General features: G+C 60.4%; 12 protein-coding genes and 1 pseudogene. 10 read left to right on the plus strand and 3 right to left on the minus strand.

Translation table 11 applies throughout. The annotated features are described in order from the left end of the window. The first annotated feature begins 3 nt into the window (after nt 1-3). From ACOYXE_RS10600 to ACOYXE_RS10635, 8 genes and pseudogenes are all read left to right on the plus strand, one after another. Nucleotides 4-1,246 (plus strand): annotated as a pseudogene (locus ACOYXE_RS10600) (MFS transporter). A gap of 15 nt (nt 1,247-1,261) precedes the next feature. After that, nucleotides 1,262-2,446 (plus strand): aminotransferase class V-fold PLP-dependent enzyme, encoded by a 1,185-nt coding sequence (locus tag ACOYXE_RS10605; protein WP_460929104.1) that lies wholly within the window; start codon nt 1,262-1,264, stop codon nt 2,444-2,446. Between the two features lie 85 nt (nt 2,447-2,531). Then, complete coding sequence (locus ACOYXE_RS10610; RefSeq protein ID WP_016987079.1) at nt 2,532-3,047, plus strand: sigma-70 family RNA polymerase sigma factor; 516 nt, start codon at nt 2,532-2,534, stop codon at nt 3,045-3,047. Next, entirely contained in the window at nt 3,048-4,025 is a 978-nt protein-coding gene (locus ACOYXE_RS10615; protein ID WP_160057401.1) for a FecR domain-containing protein, read from the plus strand. It begins immediately after the preceding gene. A 97-nt stretch (nt 4,026-4,122) separates the two neighbouring features. Continuing rightward, nucleotides 4,123-6,537, plus strand: a complete 2,415-nt coding sequence (locus tag ACOYXE_RS10620; protein WP_460929105.1) for a TonB-dependent siderophore receptor — start codon at nt 4,123-4,125, stop codon at nt 6,535-6,537. Nucleotides 6,538-6,599: 62 nt separating this feature from the next. Further along, nucleotides 6,600-7,781, plus strand: coding sequence for an ABC transporter substrate-binding protein (locus ACOYXE_RS10625; protein ID WP_460929812.1), 1,182 nt, complete (start codon nt 6,600-6,602; stop codon nt 7,779-7,781). Continuing rightward, nucleotides 7,778-8,839, plus strand: a complete 1,062-nt coding sequence (locus tag ACOYXE_RS10630; RefSeq protein ID WP_460929106.1) for a FecCD family ABC transporter permease — start codon at nt 7,778-7,780, stop codon at nt 8,837-8,839. Before ACOYXE_RS10625 ends, ACOYXE_RS10630 begins: the two co-directional genes overlap by 4 nt. Then, nucleotides 8,833-9,588: an ABC transporter ATP-binding protein gene (locus ACOYXE_RS10635; RefSeq protein WP_405124062.1), complete on the plus strand. Its 756-nt coding sequence runs from the start codon at nt 8,833-8,835 to the stop codon at nt 9,586-9,588. Before ACOYXE_RS10630 ends, ACOYXE_RS10635 begins: the two co-directional genes overlap by 7 nt. Before the next feature lie 10 nt (nt 9,589-9,598). On the opposite strand, the gene ACOYXE_RS10640 is transcribed toward ACOYXE_RS10635, so the two are convergent. Continuing rightward, complete coding sequence (locus tag ACOYXE_RS10640) at nt 9,599-10,597, minus strand: bile acid:sodium symporter family protein (protein ID WP_460929107.1); 999 nt, start codon at nt 10,595-10,597, stop codon at nt 9,599-9,601. A gap of 84 nt (nt 10,598-10,681) precedes the next feature. On the opposite strand from ACOYXE_RS10640, the gene ACOYXE_RS10645 reads away from it, so the two are divergent. Then, on the plus strand, nt 10,682-11,470 hold the full coding sequence (locus ACOYXE_RS10645; protein ID WP_160057396.1) for an AraC family transcriptional regulator: 789 nt from the start codon (nt 10,682-10,684) through the stop codon (nt 11,468-11,470). Here ACOYXE_RS10645 and ACOYXE_RS10650 read toward each other — a convergent pair whose 3' ends face one another. After that, a complete protein-coding gene (locus tag ACOYXE_RS10650) occupies nt 11,471-12,415 on the minus strand; it encodes a Dyp-type peroxidase (RefSeq protein WP_160057395.1) in 945 nt (314 codons plus the stop codon). 164 nt (nt 12,416-12,579) lie between these two features. Here ACOYXE_RS10650 and ACOYXE_RS10655 point away from each other — a divergent pair, with 164 nt between their 5' ends. Next, nucleotides 12,580-13,554 carry a TerC family protein gene (locus tag ACOYXE_RS10655; RefSeq protein ID WP_460929109.1) on the plus strand — a complete coding sequence of 325 codons (975 nt, stop codon included), beginning with the start codon at nt 12,580-12,582 and terminating at the stop codon, nt 13,552-13,554. A gap of 123 nt (nt 13,555-13,677) precedes the next feature. Here the strand turns inward: ACOYXE_RS10655 and ACOYXE_RS10660 are convergent, their stop codons facing one another. After that, nucleotides 13,678-14,778, minus strand: coding sequence for a polyamine ABC transporter substrate-binding protein (locus ACOYXE_RS10660; protein WP_460929111.1), 1,101 nt, complete (start codon nt 14,776-14,778; stop codon nt 13,678-13,680). Nucleotides 14,779-14,979: the final 201 nt, after the last annotated feature.

Raw genomic sequence — 14,979 nt, forward strand, 5'->3', positions numbered from 1 at the left:
CTCATGTCCCAAGCAGGTGCCATCCAGGGTTCGAGAGTAAGAATCCTGATTTATCTTCTATTTGCGATCCAGTTGGTATCGATGGGCGCGATGGAAATGAGCGGGCCGTTCTGGCCTGTCCACCTGCGTGGGCTGACGACGTCAGAGTCGCTTTTCAGCTTCGCCAGCATCGCCGTGTACGTCGGGCCGATGCTGGGCATTATTCTCACCAGTGCATTCTGGGGCCGGATCGGTGATCGCTACGGCCACAAGTTGATGATGATCCGCGCCCTCGCCGGTTTGTCGTTGACCCAGCTTGGGCTGGCCCTCTTCAGTGATATCTGGGTGATTCTGATCCTGCGTTTTCTGCAAGGCGCGTTTGCCGGCTATATCGCGCCGGCACAGGCGCTACGGCGTGAGCATTGAAGCGCCGTCGCGGCGCGCACGGCTGTTCGCCATCCTGCAAATCTCGACCAACGTCGGCTCGCTGCTGGGTGCGGTGGTCGGCGGCTTGATCCTCGATTACGCGACGTTCTTCTGGATCAACATCATCGCTTCGGCGCTGTGTGCGGTGTGTACCGTGATCGCCGCCGTGACCTTGCCGGACGTGCCGCCTGTGAAGAAAGCCGTGGTCGCCGACAAAACTGCGCCGCCTCGTTCCGGCAGCCTCTGGCAAGGCTCGCCATTGCTGTCGCTACTCGGTGTGATGGGCATTCTGTTGCTGGCGCGGATGCTGCCGCAGACCTCGTTTTCGCTGTATGTCAGCTCGGTGTTCGAGGTCAGCAATTCGGTGGTCGGTCTGTGCTACGGCTTGCTGGCGCTGGGCTTCATTCTGTCGGCCACGGCGTGGTCGCGTTATTTCGAACACCGTGGTCAGCAGGACACCTTGCAGCGCATGACTTACGTGGTCATCGGCTGCATCGTCCTCACTGCGGTGGCAGGCGTCACCCACAACCCGGTGGTGTTCGTCATTGCCTACTTCATCTGGGGCGTGCTGCTCGGTGCGACTACACCCGTGTTGATGGCGCTGATCTCGAAAACCGCCGCCAGCTCGCAACAGGGTCATGTACTGGGCATCGCTCAGGGCACTGCGCAATTCGCTTCGATTGCGGGAATTTCCGCCGGCGGCCTGCTCAGTCAGGTCTACGGTTTGCAGTACACCTATCTGTTTGTTTGCCTCGCTTACGTCGTCGCACTGATCCCGATCGTCGCGTTGCGCTACTGGCCGGCGGCGATGCAAGCAAGCCCTGCCCCGGACGGGGAATGATCAAGGAGTCTGCTTTTGAATATTGAACAACTGCGCGCCGACACCCCCGCCGTCGCGCAACTGATCCACTTCAACAATGCCGGCGCGGCGCTGATGCCCGCGCCGGTGATCGAGACGATGACCCGTCATATTCAGCTTGAAGCGACTCAGGGCGGCTATGAAGCTGCCGGACGGCAATCGGCCAACCTGGAAAACGTGTATGGCGCCATCGGCCGTTTGATCAACGCCCAGCATGATGAAATTGCGGTGATCGAGAACGCGACCCGCGCATGGGATATGGCGTTCTACTCCTTGCCATTGCAACCCGGCGATGTGGTGCTGACGTCGACCACCGAATACGCCGGCAACTACATTCCCTATCTGCAAATGAAGCAGCGGCGTGGCATCGAGATTCGGGTCATTCCTAATGATGAACACGGCCAGGTTTCCCTGTCGGCACTAACGGCAATGCTCGACGATGATCGGGTTGCGCTGATTTCCCTGCCGGTGATCGCCACCAATGGCGGCCCGGTGCAACCCATCGAGCAGATTGGCGCACTCGCCCGTACGGCTGGCGTGCTGTTTCTGCTCGACGCGTGTCAGGGTGTCGGGCAGATGCCGATCGACGTGCAGAAAATCGGCTGCCACATGCTCGCGGCCACCAGTCGCAAATACCTGCGCGGACCGCGCGGGATGGGCTTCTTGTATGTCGAAAAGTCCCTGTGCCAGAACCTGGAACCGGCATTTCTCGACTTGCATGCCGCCTCATTGCAGGACGCCGAGACGTTCGAAATCCGCGCCGATGCCCGACGTTTCGAGAACTGGGAATGCAACGTCGCCGCCAAACTCGGTCTCGGTGCGGCAGTGGAATACGCGCTGGCGCAAGGCATCGAACCGATGTGGCTGCGGATTCAGCAACTGGCTGATTACCTGCGCCGACAACTGGCAGATATTCCTGGCATCACGCCGCGAGACCTCGGGGTGCAGAAGTCCGGCATCGTCACGTTTACTCATCTCGACAGCAGCGCTGCGCACGTTCAGCAGTGGCTGGCTGGCCAGGAAAAGCGCATCAACGTCAGCACCTCGACCGTGCGCTCGACTTTGCTCGACATGCAGCACAGGGACTTGCTGGAGGTCAGCCGTGCCTCGTTGCATGCGTACAACACCGAGGCGGAAATCGACACAATGGTTGCTGCGCTGCGCGGTTTGCAGGGCGCCTGAACAGGACGCCAATCGGCGCTTGCGTCAAAGAGGGGTTGTAAACTAGCATTGGGAATACTTCTCAATTGCATGAAAATCTGCAGCCATGAGCGAAACCCTTCCCGCGAATAATGCCAATCACCTGCGCGCGATCGAAGCCCTGTATAGCGGCCATCATGGCTGGCTGTACGCGACGCTGAGAAAAAAACTGGGAAACGCCATGGATGCGGCGGATCTGGCGCAGGATACCTTCACGCGCATTCTCGCCTCGCAAGTCACCGTCATTGAGCAGCCGCGCGCGTATCTGAGCTGCGTGGCCAAAGGCATTCTGGTCAACTGGTATCAACGCAAGGCGCTGGAACGTGCCTACCTGGACGCCCTCGCCCATGTGCCGGCGCCGGAAGTGCCTTCGCCGGAATTGCGTTTCATGGTGCTGGAAACCCTGCACGAAATCGACGCGATGCTCGACGCCCTGCCGCCGCTGGTCAAACGCGCCTTTCTGTTGTCGCAGATCAGCGGGCTGAAATACGACGACATCGCCGAGCAGTTGGGCGTATCGCTGATCACCGTCAAACGCTACATGAAGCAAGCCTTCGTGCAGTGCCTGTTGCTGGTGGAGTGAATGCTCAGCCGCCGCCATGAGCCGCACCTCGATCACCAGGCCCTGGAAGAAGCCGCGGACTGGTTGATCCGCATGAGTGAAGGCGAACTCAGCGACAGCGAGCGCGGCGAATGGGAATACTGGAAAGCCAGCACGCCCGAGCGCGGTCGTGCCTGGGCGCGGGCGCAGTTGTTGCAGAGCAAACTCGGCGGCCTGCCACCATCCTTGGCGATGTCCGCACTCGATCGCCCGAGCAGCCCGGAGCGCCGTGCGGCGTTGGGCAAACTGGCGATGATTCTGGCGATCCTGCCGGCCGGTTGGGGCAGCTGGAAGCTGGCAGAGTCGCAGCAATGGTCAGCCGACTACCGCACTGCGATTGGCCAGCAACGCGAGCTGACCCTCGCCGACGGATCGAAAATCACCCTGAACACCGACACCGCCATCGACGTGCTGTTCGACGCCAATCAACGCCTCATCCACCTGCGCGAAGGCGAAATACTGGTGCAGACCGCGCCGGACATTTCACCGTTGGCGCGACCGTTTCTGGTCAGCACCCGTCAAGGTCGCATGCAGGCACTGGGCACGCGTTTCACCGTGCGCGAACTGCAACCGCGCACGCACCTCGCGGTGCTCGAAGGCGCGGTCAAAGTCGAGCTCGCGGACAATCGCCAGACCACGCCGCTGATCGTCAACGCCGGTCAACGCACCGACTTCTCGTCCCACACTTTTGGCCAGATCAGCGTTGCCGACCGCTATGTCGGAGCCTGGAGTCAAGGCATGCTGATGGCCGACAAGATGCGTCTGGCCGACTTCGTCGAAGAACTGACGCGCTATCGCCGTGGCTTCGTGCGCCTCGATCCGGCGCTTGCCGATCTGCGCATTTCCGGCGCCTACCCGATCAGCGACAGCCAGCGCACCCTGAACATGCTGGCGCAAACCTACCCGATCCTCGTCAGCGGCCACCTGAATGGCTACTGGGTCATGCTTTCCCCCGCCTGAGTGAAAAAATATTTGCCGCAGCGGTGATACTTTTTCCGATCTCGACTGGCTACTGGGGAGAAGCACCTTTTCGTCCTGTTCATAGGCTCATTCATCCATGCTTGCCGCACGCCACCTGCGCCCGGAACGTCAGCTCAAACCCGTTGTTCGCAGTGCGTTGCTAAGCCTTGTCCTGATCGGTGCCGTTTGCCCGTTTGCCTTGGCCGCCGTGCCGGTGCAACTGGACGCTGTCGCGGTTCGTGCCTACAACATTCCTGCCGGGCCACTGGGTGCGACCCTGTCGAGCTTCGCCGTGGACGCCAACATTGCCCTGTCGTTCCAGCCCTCGCTGGCCGAAGGCCTGACCAGCCCTGCGCTGATCGGTCATTACTCGACGCAGGAGGCGGTCAATCGCTTGCTGGCCGGCAGTGGCCTGGACATGGTCTTACGCAGCGACGGCAGCTACACGCTGGTGCCACGCCGGGTGACGCTGGATGAAACATCGATCATCGGCACCGAAAAGCGCGCCGATTCCCTGCCAGAAGTGTATGCAGGTGGCCAGGTGGCCAACGGCGGACGTTTGGGCTTGCTCGGCAACACTGACGTGATGGACGCCCCCTTCAGCATCAGCACCTACACCTCGGCGCTGATCAAGGATCAACAGGCCGTCACCGTCGGCGATGTGCTGGAACGTGATTCTTCGGTGCGCTCCACTGGCCAGACCGGGGGGATTGTCGACTCGTTCTTCATCCGTGGCTTTCCCGTCGGCGAAGGCAACCTCGGTGAACTGGCCTTCGACGGCGTGTACGGAGTGGCGCCCAATTACCGCGTGTTCACCGAATACGCCGAGCGCATCGAACTGGTCAAAGGCCCCGGTGCCCTGCTCTATGGCATGTCACCCAACAACGCGGTGGGCGGCGTGATCAACGTGGTGCCGAAACGCTCCCTCGATGAAGACCTGACCCGTTTCACCGCCAGTTATGCCATGGATGCTCAGGCCGGTGGCCATCTCGATGTAAGTCGCCGCTTCGGTGAAGAGCGCCGTTTTGGCGTGCGCTTCAACGGCAGTACGCAACTGGGCAACACGGCGATCGACGATCAATCGCGCCACGTCGACATCGGCGCGATTTCCCTCGACTATCAGGGCGAACGCCTGCGCACAACCTTCGACTGGCTCAACCAGAAAGAAAGCTTCGACGCCGCTTCGCGGCCGTTCCTGATTGCTCCGGGCGTGGACATTCCTTCCGCCGCCAACGGCCGCAGCAACGTCAGTCAGGATTGGGGCTGGTCGAAAACCCGTGACAAATCGGCGCTGCTCAGCGGCGAATATGACCTCAGCGACGCATTGACGGTGTTCGCCCATGCCGGTGGCGGCAAATCCGATGTGGCGCGGATGTCCGACCAGACGCCGACCATTATCAATGCCGCTGGCGACACCTCGTCGATCCCCGGTTACTACAAGTTCGAAGTCGAGCGTTACACCGTTGATGCCGGTGCGCGGCTGCGCTTCGATACCGGGCCGATCAGTCACCGCACCACCGTGCAGGTCAGTCGCTATCGCGATGTGTTGTCGCGCGGGATCATTTCCGGAGCACCAATCCTGTCGAACATTTATCACCCGGTGGATCGCCCGCAACCTTACATTCCCAAGCCGGATACGCCGAAGGTCTCGCAGAGCGAACTGACTGGCGTGGCGCTTGCCGACACGCTGTCGATTCTCGATGATCGCGCGCAGGTAACCCTGGGCTTGCGCAAACAGAACATCAAATCCGACAACTACAACGCCGCCGGCGTGGTGACCACGTCCTATGACGACGGCCGGACGACCCCGTTGTTCGGCGCGGTGATCAAGCCTTGGGATCACGTTTCGTTCTACTACAACTACCTCGAAGGGCTGAGCAAGGGCGACATCGCGCCTTCCACCGCGTCCAACGCTGGCGAGATCTTTGCCCCTTATGTTTCCCGCCAGCACGAACTCGGGGTCAAAGCCGACTACGGCACGTTTACCTCCACCATCAGCCTGTTTCAGATCACCAAACCCAGCGGCGAACTGGCCTCCGGGGTGTTCTCGGTGCAGGGCGAACAACGCAATCGCGGGCTGGAGCTGAACGTGTTCGGCGAAGTCACGCCGGGCACTCGCCTGCTCGGCGGCGTGACCCTGCTCGATGCCGAACTGACGAAAACCGGCGTGGCCGCCAACCGCGGCAACAAACCGGTCGGCGTGCCCGAGGTTCAGGCCAACCTCTGGGCCGAATGGGACACCTCATGGGTCGAGGGGCTGACGCTGACCGGAGGCGCGATCCACACCGGCAGCCAGTACGTGAACCAGGCCAACACACAAAAACTCGATGACTGGACCCGCTTCGATGTCGGCGCCCGCTACAGCACGCGCATCGATGATCGACCGACCACGTTTCGCGCCACCGTGCAGAACGTGTTCGACCACGAGTATTGGTCGGGCGTCGCTTCCTACGGCGCGTTCTCCCAAGGCTCACCGCGCACCTTATTACTGTCGGCGACTGTCGATTTCTGAAACGTTCAGCCGGCCAGCGGTGTGAGCCGTTGGCCGAACTGACCTTTGCAAAGGCTTTGACCATGGTGATTTTCGATCGACGCAGCCTCGCGATGGCTGCGCTGTTACTGGCAGGACTGCTGAGCCTGTCTGCGCTGGCGCCGCGCAATGCAAACGCCAGCGAAGCGGATACGGCGCGCACCGAAGTGACCGATCTGCTCGGGCGCAAGGTCAAGGTGCATCTGCCGGTCAGACGGGTCATTCTCGGTGAAGGCCGGCAGTTGTATCTGCTCGCCGCGCTGGACACACAGAATCCGATCGAACGCATCGTCGGCTGGCGCAAGGATCTGATCCAGTCCGACCCGGACACCTACAATGCCTACCTGCGCAAATTTCCCGGCATTGCCAAAATCCCCACCTTCGGCGGCTTTGAAGACGGCACCTTTGATATCGAACAAGCGATCTCGCAGCGCCCGGATGTGATCATCCTCAATATCGAAGCGCAGCACGCCACCGAAGATGCGCGCTACATCGAGAAGCTCGACGCTTTGGGCATCCCGGTGGTGTACGTAGATTTTCGCAACAACCCGATGCAGAACACCGAACCGACCATGCGCCTGTTCGGCAAACTGTTCGGTAAAGAGCAACGCGCCGAAGCCTTCATTGATTTTCGCAACCAGCAGATTCACCGCGTCACCGACGTCATCGAGAAACAGCACCCACCGCGTCCAAGCGTGTTCATCGAGCGCATCGGCGGCTATACCGACGATTGCTGCCTGAGTTTCGGCAACGAGAACTTTGGCCTGTTTGTCGATATGGCCGGCGGCAACAACATCGCCCGGGGGATCATTCCGACCACGTTCGGCCAGTTGAATCCCGAGCAGGTCATCGTCGCCAATCCGGCGCACGTGGTGGTCACCACGGCCAACTGGGAAGCCTTTGCACCCGGTGGCCATTGGGTCGGTGTCGGGCCCGGCGCCGACATGAACCAGGCACGGAAAAAACTCGCGTGGTATACGCAGCGTCCGGCCTACGCCGGGATCAAGGCTCAGGAGAAACAAGCCTTCCACGCCATCTGGCATCAGTTCTACAACAGCCCCTACCAGTTCGTGGCCATTCAGCAATTGGCCAAATGGTTTCACCCGGAGCTGTTTGCCGATCTCGACCCGGACGCCTCCTTCCGTGAACTGCACGAACGTTTTCTGCCCGTGCCGTATGAGTCGGGCTACTTCGTCAGCCTGCGTAATCCTGAGGTCAAACCATGAGTTCGTTGACCGACACCGTCGAGGTGCAGCGCGAAACCTACCGGCGACTGGTGCTGCGTAAACGCCTGATCCTCGCCGGGCTGGTGGTTCTGTTGCTGTGCAGTGTGCTGCTCGATCTGGCACTGGGCCCGGCGAGTTACAGTTTCAGCGAAGTGCTCGGCGCCCTGTTTTCGCCGGACAGCGCCTCGCCACAAGTGCGCGTGGTGATGTGGGACATTCGTCTGCCGGTGGCGTTGATGGCCGTGGCCGTCGGCGCGGCGTTATCGCTGGCCGGCGCGCAGATGCAGACCATCCTCAACAACCCGTTGGCCAGTCCATTCACCTTGGGCATTTCCGCCGCCGCCAGTTTCGGCGCGGCACTGGGCCTGGCCTTCGGCGTTGCGCTGTTCCCGCTGGCCGCGCAATTCATGGTGCCGCTCAACGCCTTCATCATGGCCATGCTCTCGGCGCTGTTGATTCACTTTCTGAGCATGCGTCGTGGCGTCACTGCCGAAACCATCGTACTGCTCGGCATCGCATTGGTGTTCACCTTCAATGCGCTGCTGGCGCTGGTGCAGTTCTTCGCCACCGAACAAGCCGTCGCCGCCGTGGTGTTCTGGACCATGGGCAGCCTGACCAAAGCCACCTGGCCGAAACTCGGGGTGATCTGCCTGGTGATCCTGATCACCCTGCCGATCTTCGCCAAACGCGCCTGGGCCCTGACCGCCCTGCGCCTGGGCGACGACAAGGCTGCCAGTTTCGGCATCAACGTGCGCAGCGTGCGCTTTCAGACGCTGATCATGGTCAGCCTGCTCGCCTCGTTTCCCGTGGCCTTCGTCGGCACCATCGGCTTCATCGGTCTGGTCGGTCCGCACATCGCGCGCATGCTGATCGGTGAAGATCAGCGCTTCTTTTTGCCGGCCTCCTTGCTCACCGGTTCGTTGATTCTCTCGGCCAGTTCGGTGGTCAGCAAGACCCTGATCCCCGGTGCGATTTTCCCTATCGGCGTGGTCACCTCGCTGATCGGCGTGCCGTTCTTCATTTCACTGATTCTCGGCGGGAAGAAAAACTCATGGTGACGCTGCAACTGGACAATCTGGGCGCGCGCTACGGTCAGCGCGAGATCATTCGTGGTGTCTCGACGGCGACGTTTTCTGGCGGTCAGGTGGTGGCCGTGGTCGGGCCCAATGCGGCCGGTAAATCGACCCTGTTCAAACGCATGGCCGGGCTGATCGATGGCCCCGGGCAGGTGATTTTGCAGGACTCGAAAAAAGGCCCGAGCGGCATCAGTTACATGCCGCAAGGCTTGAACGCCAGTGCGCGTTTGACGGTGTACGAATCGGTGCTGCTGGCGCGCAAGCAGCTGACGCCAGGCTGGGTGGTCCACGATGATGAGCTGAAACTGGTCGACGAGATTCTCGCCGCACTGGGCATCACCGGGCTGTCGTTCCGTAACCTTGGTGAACTCAGCGGCGGTCAGCAGCAGTTGGTCTCCATCGCCCAGACGCTGGTGCGCGAACCGGAAATCCTGCTGATGGACGAACCGACCAGCGCCCTCGACATGCATCGACAAGTGCAGGTGCTGAACTTCATGCGCAGCCTCGCGCGCAAACGCGAGGTGATTGTGTTCATTGCCATCCATGATCTGAATCAGGCGTTGCGCTTCGCCGATCAGGTGCTGGTGATTGCTGATGGCACCAGTCAGGGCAGCGGCCCGAGCAATGAGGTGATCACCGAACAGATGCTGCGCGATGTCTATCAGGTCGAGGCGAGGATCGAGCAGTGCAGCAAAGGGCTGTCGCATATCCTGATCGACGACATCGTCTGATCTGCGGTGATCATGGATCGACTTGCGCCATCAGCTCTGGCACCGATTCCGGGCGCTTGGCGTAGCGCTGAGCCAGCACCGCACAGACCATCAGTTGAATCTGATGGAACAGCATCAATGGCAGGATCAGCACGCCAATCGTGCTGCCGGCAAACAACACCTGCGCCATCGGCACGCCGGTGGCCAGGCTCTTTTTTGAACCGCAGAACAAAATGGTGATGCGGTCTTCCTGGCTGAAGCCGAATGCCTTGCCCAACAGCGTCGACGCCAACAGCACCAGCGTCAGCAGAATGCAGCAGACCACCACCAGCCCCAGCAGCTCGATGAGCGGAATCTGATGCCAGATACCTTCGTTGACCGCCTCGCTGAACGCGCCGTAAACCACCAACAGAATCGAACCCTGATCAACGAACTTCAGCCAGTTCTTGTTGCGCCCCACCCACGCGCCGATCCAGCGACGGGCGATCTGCCCGGCAATGAACGGCAGGAGCAATTGCACGCTGATTTTCAGGATCGCATCGAGGGTTGAGCCGCCATCACCGTGGACGTTGAGCAGCAGCGTCACCAACAGCGGCGTGAGGAAAATCCCGAACAGGCTCGATGCCGCCGCGCTGCAGATCGCCGCCGGAATATTGCCCCGGGCCAGCGAGGTGAACGCGATCGCCGACTGCACCGTGGCCGGCAACGCGCACAGGTAGAGCATGCCCATATAAAGCTTGTCGCCGATCAGCGGTGACAGCAGCGGTTTCAGCGCCAGGCCCAGTAACGGGAAAAGGACAAACGTCAGGCCAAACACCAGCAGATGCAGGCGCCAGTGGCCGGCACCGGCAATGATCGATTCGCGGGACAGTTTGGCGCCATGCAGGAAAAACAGCAGGGCGATGGCGATGTTGGTCAGCCAGCCGAAGCCGACGGCGACTTGGCCGCTGGCCGGTAGAAAACTGGCCAGCAGCACGACGCCAATCAGCGTCAGAGTGAAGTTATCGGGCAAAAAACGTGGGCGGGTCATGGTCGGTTCATCCGGGGGTTGCCAGTGCGTGCCGACGACTCTAACGTGACTGCCAATTACCGACTAACGCCGAAGGGCCACAAGATGCCGCCTAAAGGACATGACAAGAGCGTGCGCCGCAGCATTCCCGGGCTGCCCAGCCTGCCGCGTCCACTCTACGGGCGCACCGAATCGCTACCCAATCGCGCCCTGACCCGACGCCACAGCCACCCGTGGGTACAGTTGTCCTACGCGATTCAGGGGGTGCTGGAAATCCAGACCAGCGCCGGCCGCTTTGTCGCCCCGCCAGAGCGTGCCGTGTGGATCCCGGCCGGTGTGCCGCATCGGGTATTCAGCTCGCCGCACACGGAAATGCGCAGCCTGTACATCGATTGCAGCGTTGCCGGATGGGCAATCGAGCGTTGTCACGTACTCGGCGTCAGCGATCTGCTCAGGGAACTGATCCGCGCGTTCAGTCAGGTCCCGGTGGAATACGACCAGAGCGGCCCGCATGGACGCCTCGCTCAAGTGATCCTCGATCAACTGGCCGAGGCGCCGCAGATCGACCTGATGCTGCCGTTGCCGCAAGACGCGCGCTTGAAGCAGATCTATCAGAGCCTGGAACACCATCCGGAACAGCAAACCACGCTGAGCCACTGGAGCGAGAAGTTCGGCGTCACCGAAAAGACCCTTACGCGCCTGTTTCTGCGCGACACCGGCCTGACATTCCGCGCCTGGCGCCAGCGCTTGCGCCTGCTCGGTGCGCTGACACCGCTGGAGAAAGGTGAACGGGTTACCGATGTCGCACTGGCCTGTGGTTACGACTCGACGTCGGCGTTTATCGCGGCGTTTCGTCAGCAGTTTGGCGAAACACCGGGGGAGTTTTTTCGCTGATCAGCGATCCGCCAGTTCTTCCAGCAAATCCGCCGACGGCACGAAATACAGACTCCCAGTCACGGCCGTGCTGAAATCCAGCAACTTGTCGTAGTTGCCCGGTGGCTTGCCGACAAACATGTTTTCCAGCATCTGCTCCAGCGGCTCGGGCGAGCGCGCGTAGCCGATGAAGAAGGTACCGAACTCCCCTGCTCCCGGCCGGCCGAACGGCATGTTATCGCGGAGGATCTTCACTTCCTCACCGTCTGCGTTGGTGATGGTGGTCAGCGCACTGTGCGAGTTGCTCGGTTTGACCGCGTCATCCAGTTCGATATCGGAGAGCTTGGTGCGCCCGATAACGCGCTCCTGAGCTTCAACGCTCAAACCGTTCCACGCGGTCATGTTGTGCAGGTACTTCTGCACCAGCACGTAACTGCCGCCGCTGAAACCCGGATCTTCGTCACCGACGATGGTGAAGTTGAGCGCTTTGCGCCCGACCGGGTTTTCCGTGCCGTCGACAAATCCGATGATGCTGCGCATGTCGAAATAGCGGAAACCCTGCACCTCATCGACCACGGTCACCGCATCGCCGAGGGCCGCCATGATTTGTGTGGCCAGCTCAAAACACAGGTCCATTTGATCGGCGCGGATGTGCAGCAGGAGATCGCCAGGTGTCGCAGGGGCGTGGCGCCCTTCCCCGCCAAACTCGCGAAAACCATGCAGCGCCGCTGGCCGTGGATGGCCGAACAGGCGATCCCAGGCGTTCGAGGAAAAGCCGCAAATGCAGGTCAGATTGCCTGTCGGTACACGCTTGCCCACCGAGCGCACCAGCCCGGCGACATCGCCGCACCAGTCTTTCACGGTTTGCGCGGCTTCAGCCCCCGCATTCAGCGTCGCGACGATGAAAATCGCGCTGCTGGTGATCGGACTGCACACCGCTTGAGGTTCGAGAATGTCGGTATTCATCGCTGAAAAATTTGCTCCGTAAAGAGTGCCCGAGCTGTTAACGAGGGCAGATACTTCGTTTTTATCGAACTGTTGCGCAGAAATAAACGATTTTTCTTTGCTGCAAACTCGTCGCTAGCATGGCCTCGTCTGACCCCAATCCAAGAATAGACAGGGAGCGTGACATGCCAGCCACAAACATCAATATCGGCGAACCGTGGATGTGGGGCGCTTTCATCGTCTTCGTGCTTGCCATGCTGGCATTGGACCTGTTCGTCTTCGGTGGACGCAAGGCGCATCGGGTCTCTGTGCGCGAAGCCTTGTCCTGGGTCATCGCCTGGTGCTTGCTGGCACTGAGTTTCGCGGCACTGCTCTGGTGGTATTTGCACGGTGCGTTCGGCGCCGAGATCGCCCGGGAAAAGACCCTCGAGTTCCTCACCGGTTATCTGATCGAGCAATCGCTGTCTATCGACAACATGTTCGTCTTCGTAATGATCTTCAGCTACTTCGCCGTGCCGCCGGAGCTTCAGCGGCGTGTGCTGCTGTACGGTGTACTTGGGGCGATCGTGATGCGCGCGGTGATGATTTTTGCCGGCGTGTGGCTGGTGTCGCAGTTCGAATGGCTGCTGTATGCATTCGGCGTGTTCCTGATCCTCACCGGGATCAAGATGCTGGTGTTTGCCGACCACCAGCCGGACCTGGACAAGAATCCGTTGCTGCGCTGGGTGCGCGGGCATATGCGCATCACCAGTGGCTTTCATGGCGAACGCTTTTTCGTCCTGCAGAACGGCGTGCGCTGGGCCACGCCGATGTTTCTGGTGCTGGTGCTGATCGAGGCCAGTGACTTGATGTTTGCGGTCGACAGCATCCCGGCAATTTTCGCCGTGACGACTGACCCGTTCATTGTCTTCACGTCGAATATCTTCGCAATCATGGGCCTGCGGGCGTTGTATTTCCTGCTGGCGGACATGGCGGACCGCTTTCACTTGCTCAAGTATGGGCTGGCGATTGTGCTGGTGTTTATCGGAGGGAAGATGGTGTTGATGCCGTGGCTGCACATGCCGGTGGAGTGGTCGCTGGCGGTGGTGGGAGGGGTGATTCTGGGGTCGGTTTTGCTGAGCCTTGTCATCACCCGAAATGCTGAACGCAGCACCGAATGACACACCACAAAACCCTGTGGGAGCGAGCCTGCTCGCGAAGGCGTCGGACCAGTCAACATCGACGTTGAATGACACTCCGCTTTCGCGAGCAGGCTCGCTCCCACATTTGGATCGCGGTGATTGTTACTTGTCGGACTTGATGTTGGTCCACACCCGAGTACGCACGCGCTCAAGTTTCTGCGGCAATGGCTGCACGACGTAGAGATTTTTCAGCGCTTCCGGGGTCGGTGTCAGGTTCGGGTTGTCGGTGATTTCCTTATTGATCAGCGGTATCGAATCCTTGTTCGCATTCGGGTAGCCGAGGAAGTCGCTGATCGGCGCGATCACTTTCGGGTCGAGCAGGTTGTTGAGGAATTCATGCGCCTCGGCGACGTTCTTCGCGCTCTTCGGAATGGCGAAGGTATCGAACCAGATCGGCGCGCCCTCCTTGGGCAAGCGCCAGTCGACCACCACGCCGTTCTTCGCCTCTTTGGCGCGGTTGCCGAACTGGTAGAAGCTGCCGGAGTAACCGATGGCCACGCAGATGTCGCCGTTGGCGATGTCGGTCATGTATTTGGCCGAGTTGAAGTAGGTCACGTACGGACGAACCTTGAGCATCAGCTCCTTGGCTTTTTCATAGTCGGCGGGATTCTGGCTGTTCGGGTCGAGGCCCAGGTAATGCAGGGCCAACGGCAGGATTTCTGTCGGCGAATCAAGCATCGCTACACCGCAGGATTTGAGTTTTTCCATGTTCTCCGGTTTGAACACCAGATCCCAGCTGTCCACCGGCGCGTTGTCGCCCAATGCCGCTTTGACCTTGGCCGGGTTGAAGCCGATCAGCACGGTGCCGACCATGTAAGGCACGCCGTACTGGTTGCCCGGATCATTCTTGCCCAGCAGTTTCAACAGCTCCGGATCCTGGTGGCTCCAGTTCGGCAGTTTGGATTTATCCAGCTTCTGAAACACGCCAGCCTTGATCTGCGTTTCAAGGAACTGGTTCGACGGCACCACCAGGTCGTAGCCGGAGTTGCCGGTGAGCAGTTTGGCTTCCAGGGATTCATTGGTGTCGAAGGTGTCCCAAATCACTTTGATGCCGCTTTTGGCGGCGAAATCCTTGGGCACGGACGGCAGGATGTAGTCCGCCCAGTTGTACACGCGCAGTTCGCGTTGCTCGGCCTGGACCGCGCCGGCCAACAGCGACAGCCCACACACAGTGGCACCCAGAATGCGTTTCATCGTGACCATGGTTGTTCCCCAAAAGGCAGCGTGAGTTCGATGGTTTTTATGTTCTGTACACGGCAGCGGCTGTAAAGGTAGCCAAGGGTAAAAAAGGTTCAGCGTCTGGTTATGGTTTTGATTCTTGCTGACAGCGTAGCTGGAGCACAGTAGGGGATGGGCCAAAAGGGGATCGATGTGGCCAATTTGATTGACCGCCGGGATGCGGAA

It is taken from the genome of Pseudomonas sp. MC6, from assembly GCF_054790575.1.

Coding starts and splice junctions, on each gene's coding strand:
- ACOYXE_RS10610 (WP_016987079.1), top strand. CDS start 2,532: ATGAGCGAAACCCTTCCCGCGAATAATGCCAATCACCTGCGCGCGATC.
- ACOYXE_RS10615 (WP_160057401.1), top strand. CDS start 3,048: ATGCTCAGCCGCCGCCATGAGCCGCACCTCGATCACCAGGCCCTGGAA.
- ACOYXE_RS10620 (WP_460929105.1), top strand. CDS start 4,123: ATGCTTGCCGCACGCCACCTGCGCCCGGAACGTCAGCTCAAACCCGTT.
- ACOYXE_RS10625 (WP_460929812.1), top strand. CDS start 6,600: ATGGTGATTTTCGATCGACGCAGCCTCGCGATGGCTGCGCTGTTACTG.
- ACOYXE_RS10630 (WP_460929106.1), top strand. CDS start 7,778: ATGAGTTCGTTGACCGACACCGTCGAGGTGCAGCGCGAAACCTACCGG.
- ACOYXE_RS10635 (WP_405124062.1), top strand. CDS start 8,833: ATGGTGACGCTGCAACTGGACAATCTGGGCGCGCGCTACGGTCAGCGC.
- ACOYXE_RS10640 (WP_460929107.1), bottom strand. CDS start 10,597: ATGACCCGCCCACGTTTTTTGCCCGATAACTTCACTCTGACGCTGATT.
- ACOYXE_RS10645 (WP_160057396.1), top strand. CDS start 10,682: ATGCCGCCTAAAGGACATGACAAGAGCGTGCGCCGCAGCATTCCCGGG.
- ACOYXE_RS10650 (WP_160057395.1), bottom strand. CDS start 12,415: ATGAATACCGACATTCTCGAACCTCAAGCGGTGTGCAGTCCGATCACC.
- ACOYXE_RS10655 (WP_460929109.1), top strand. CDS start 12,580: ATGCCAGCCACAAACATCAATATCGGCGAACCGTGGATGTGGGGCGCT.
- ACOYXE_RS10660 (WP_460929111.1), bottom strand. CDS start 14,778: ATGGTCACGATGAAACGCATTCTGGGTGCCACTGTGTGTGGGCTGTCG.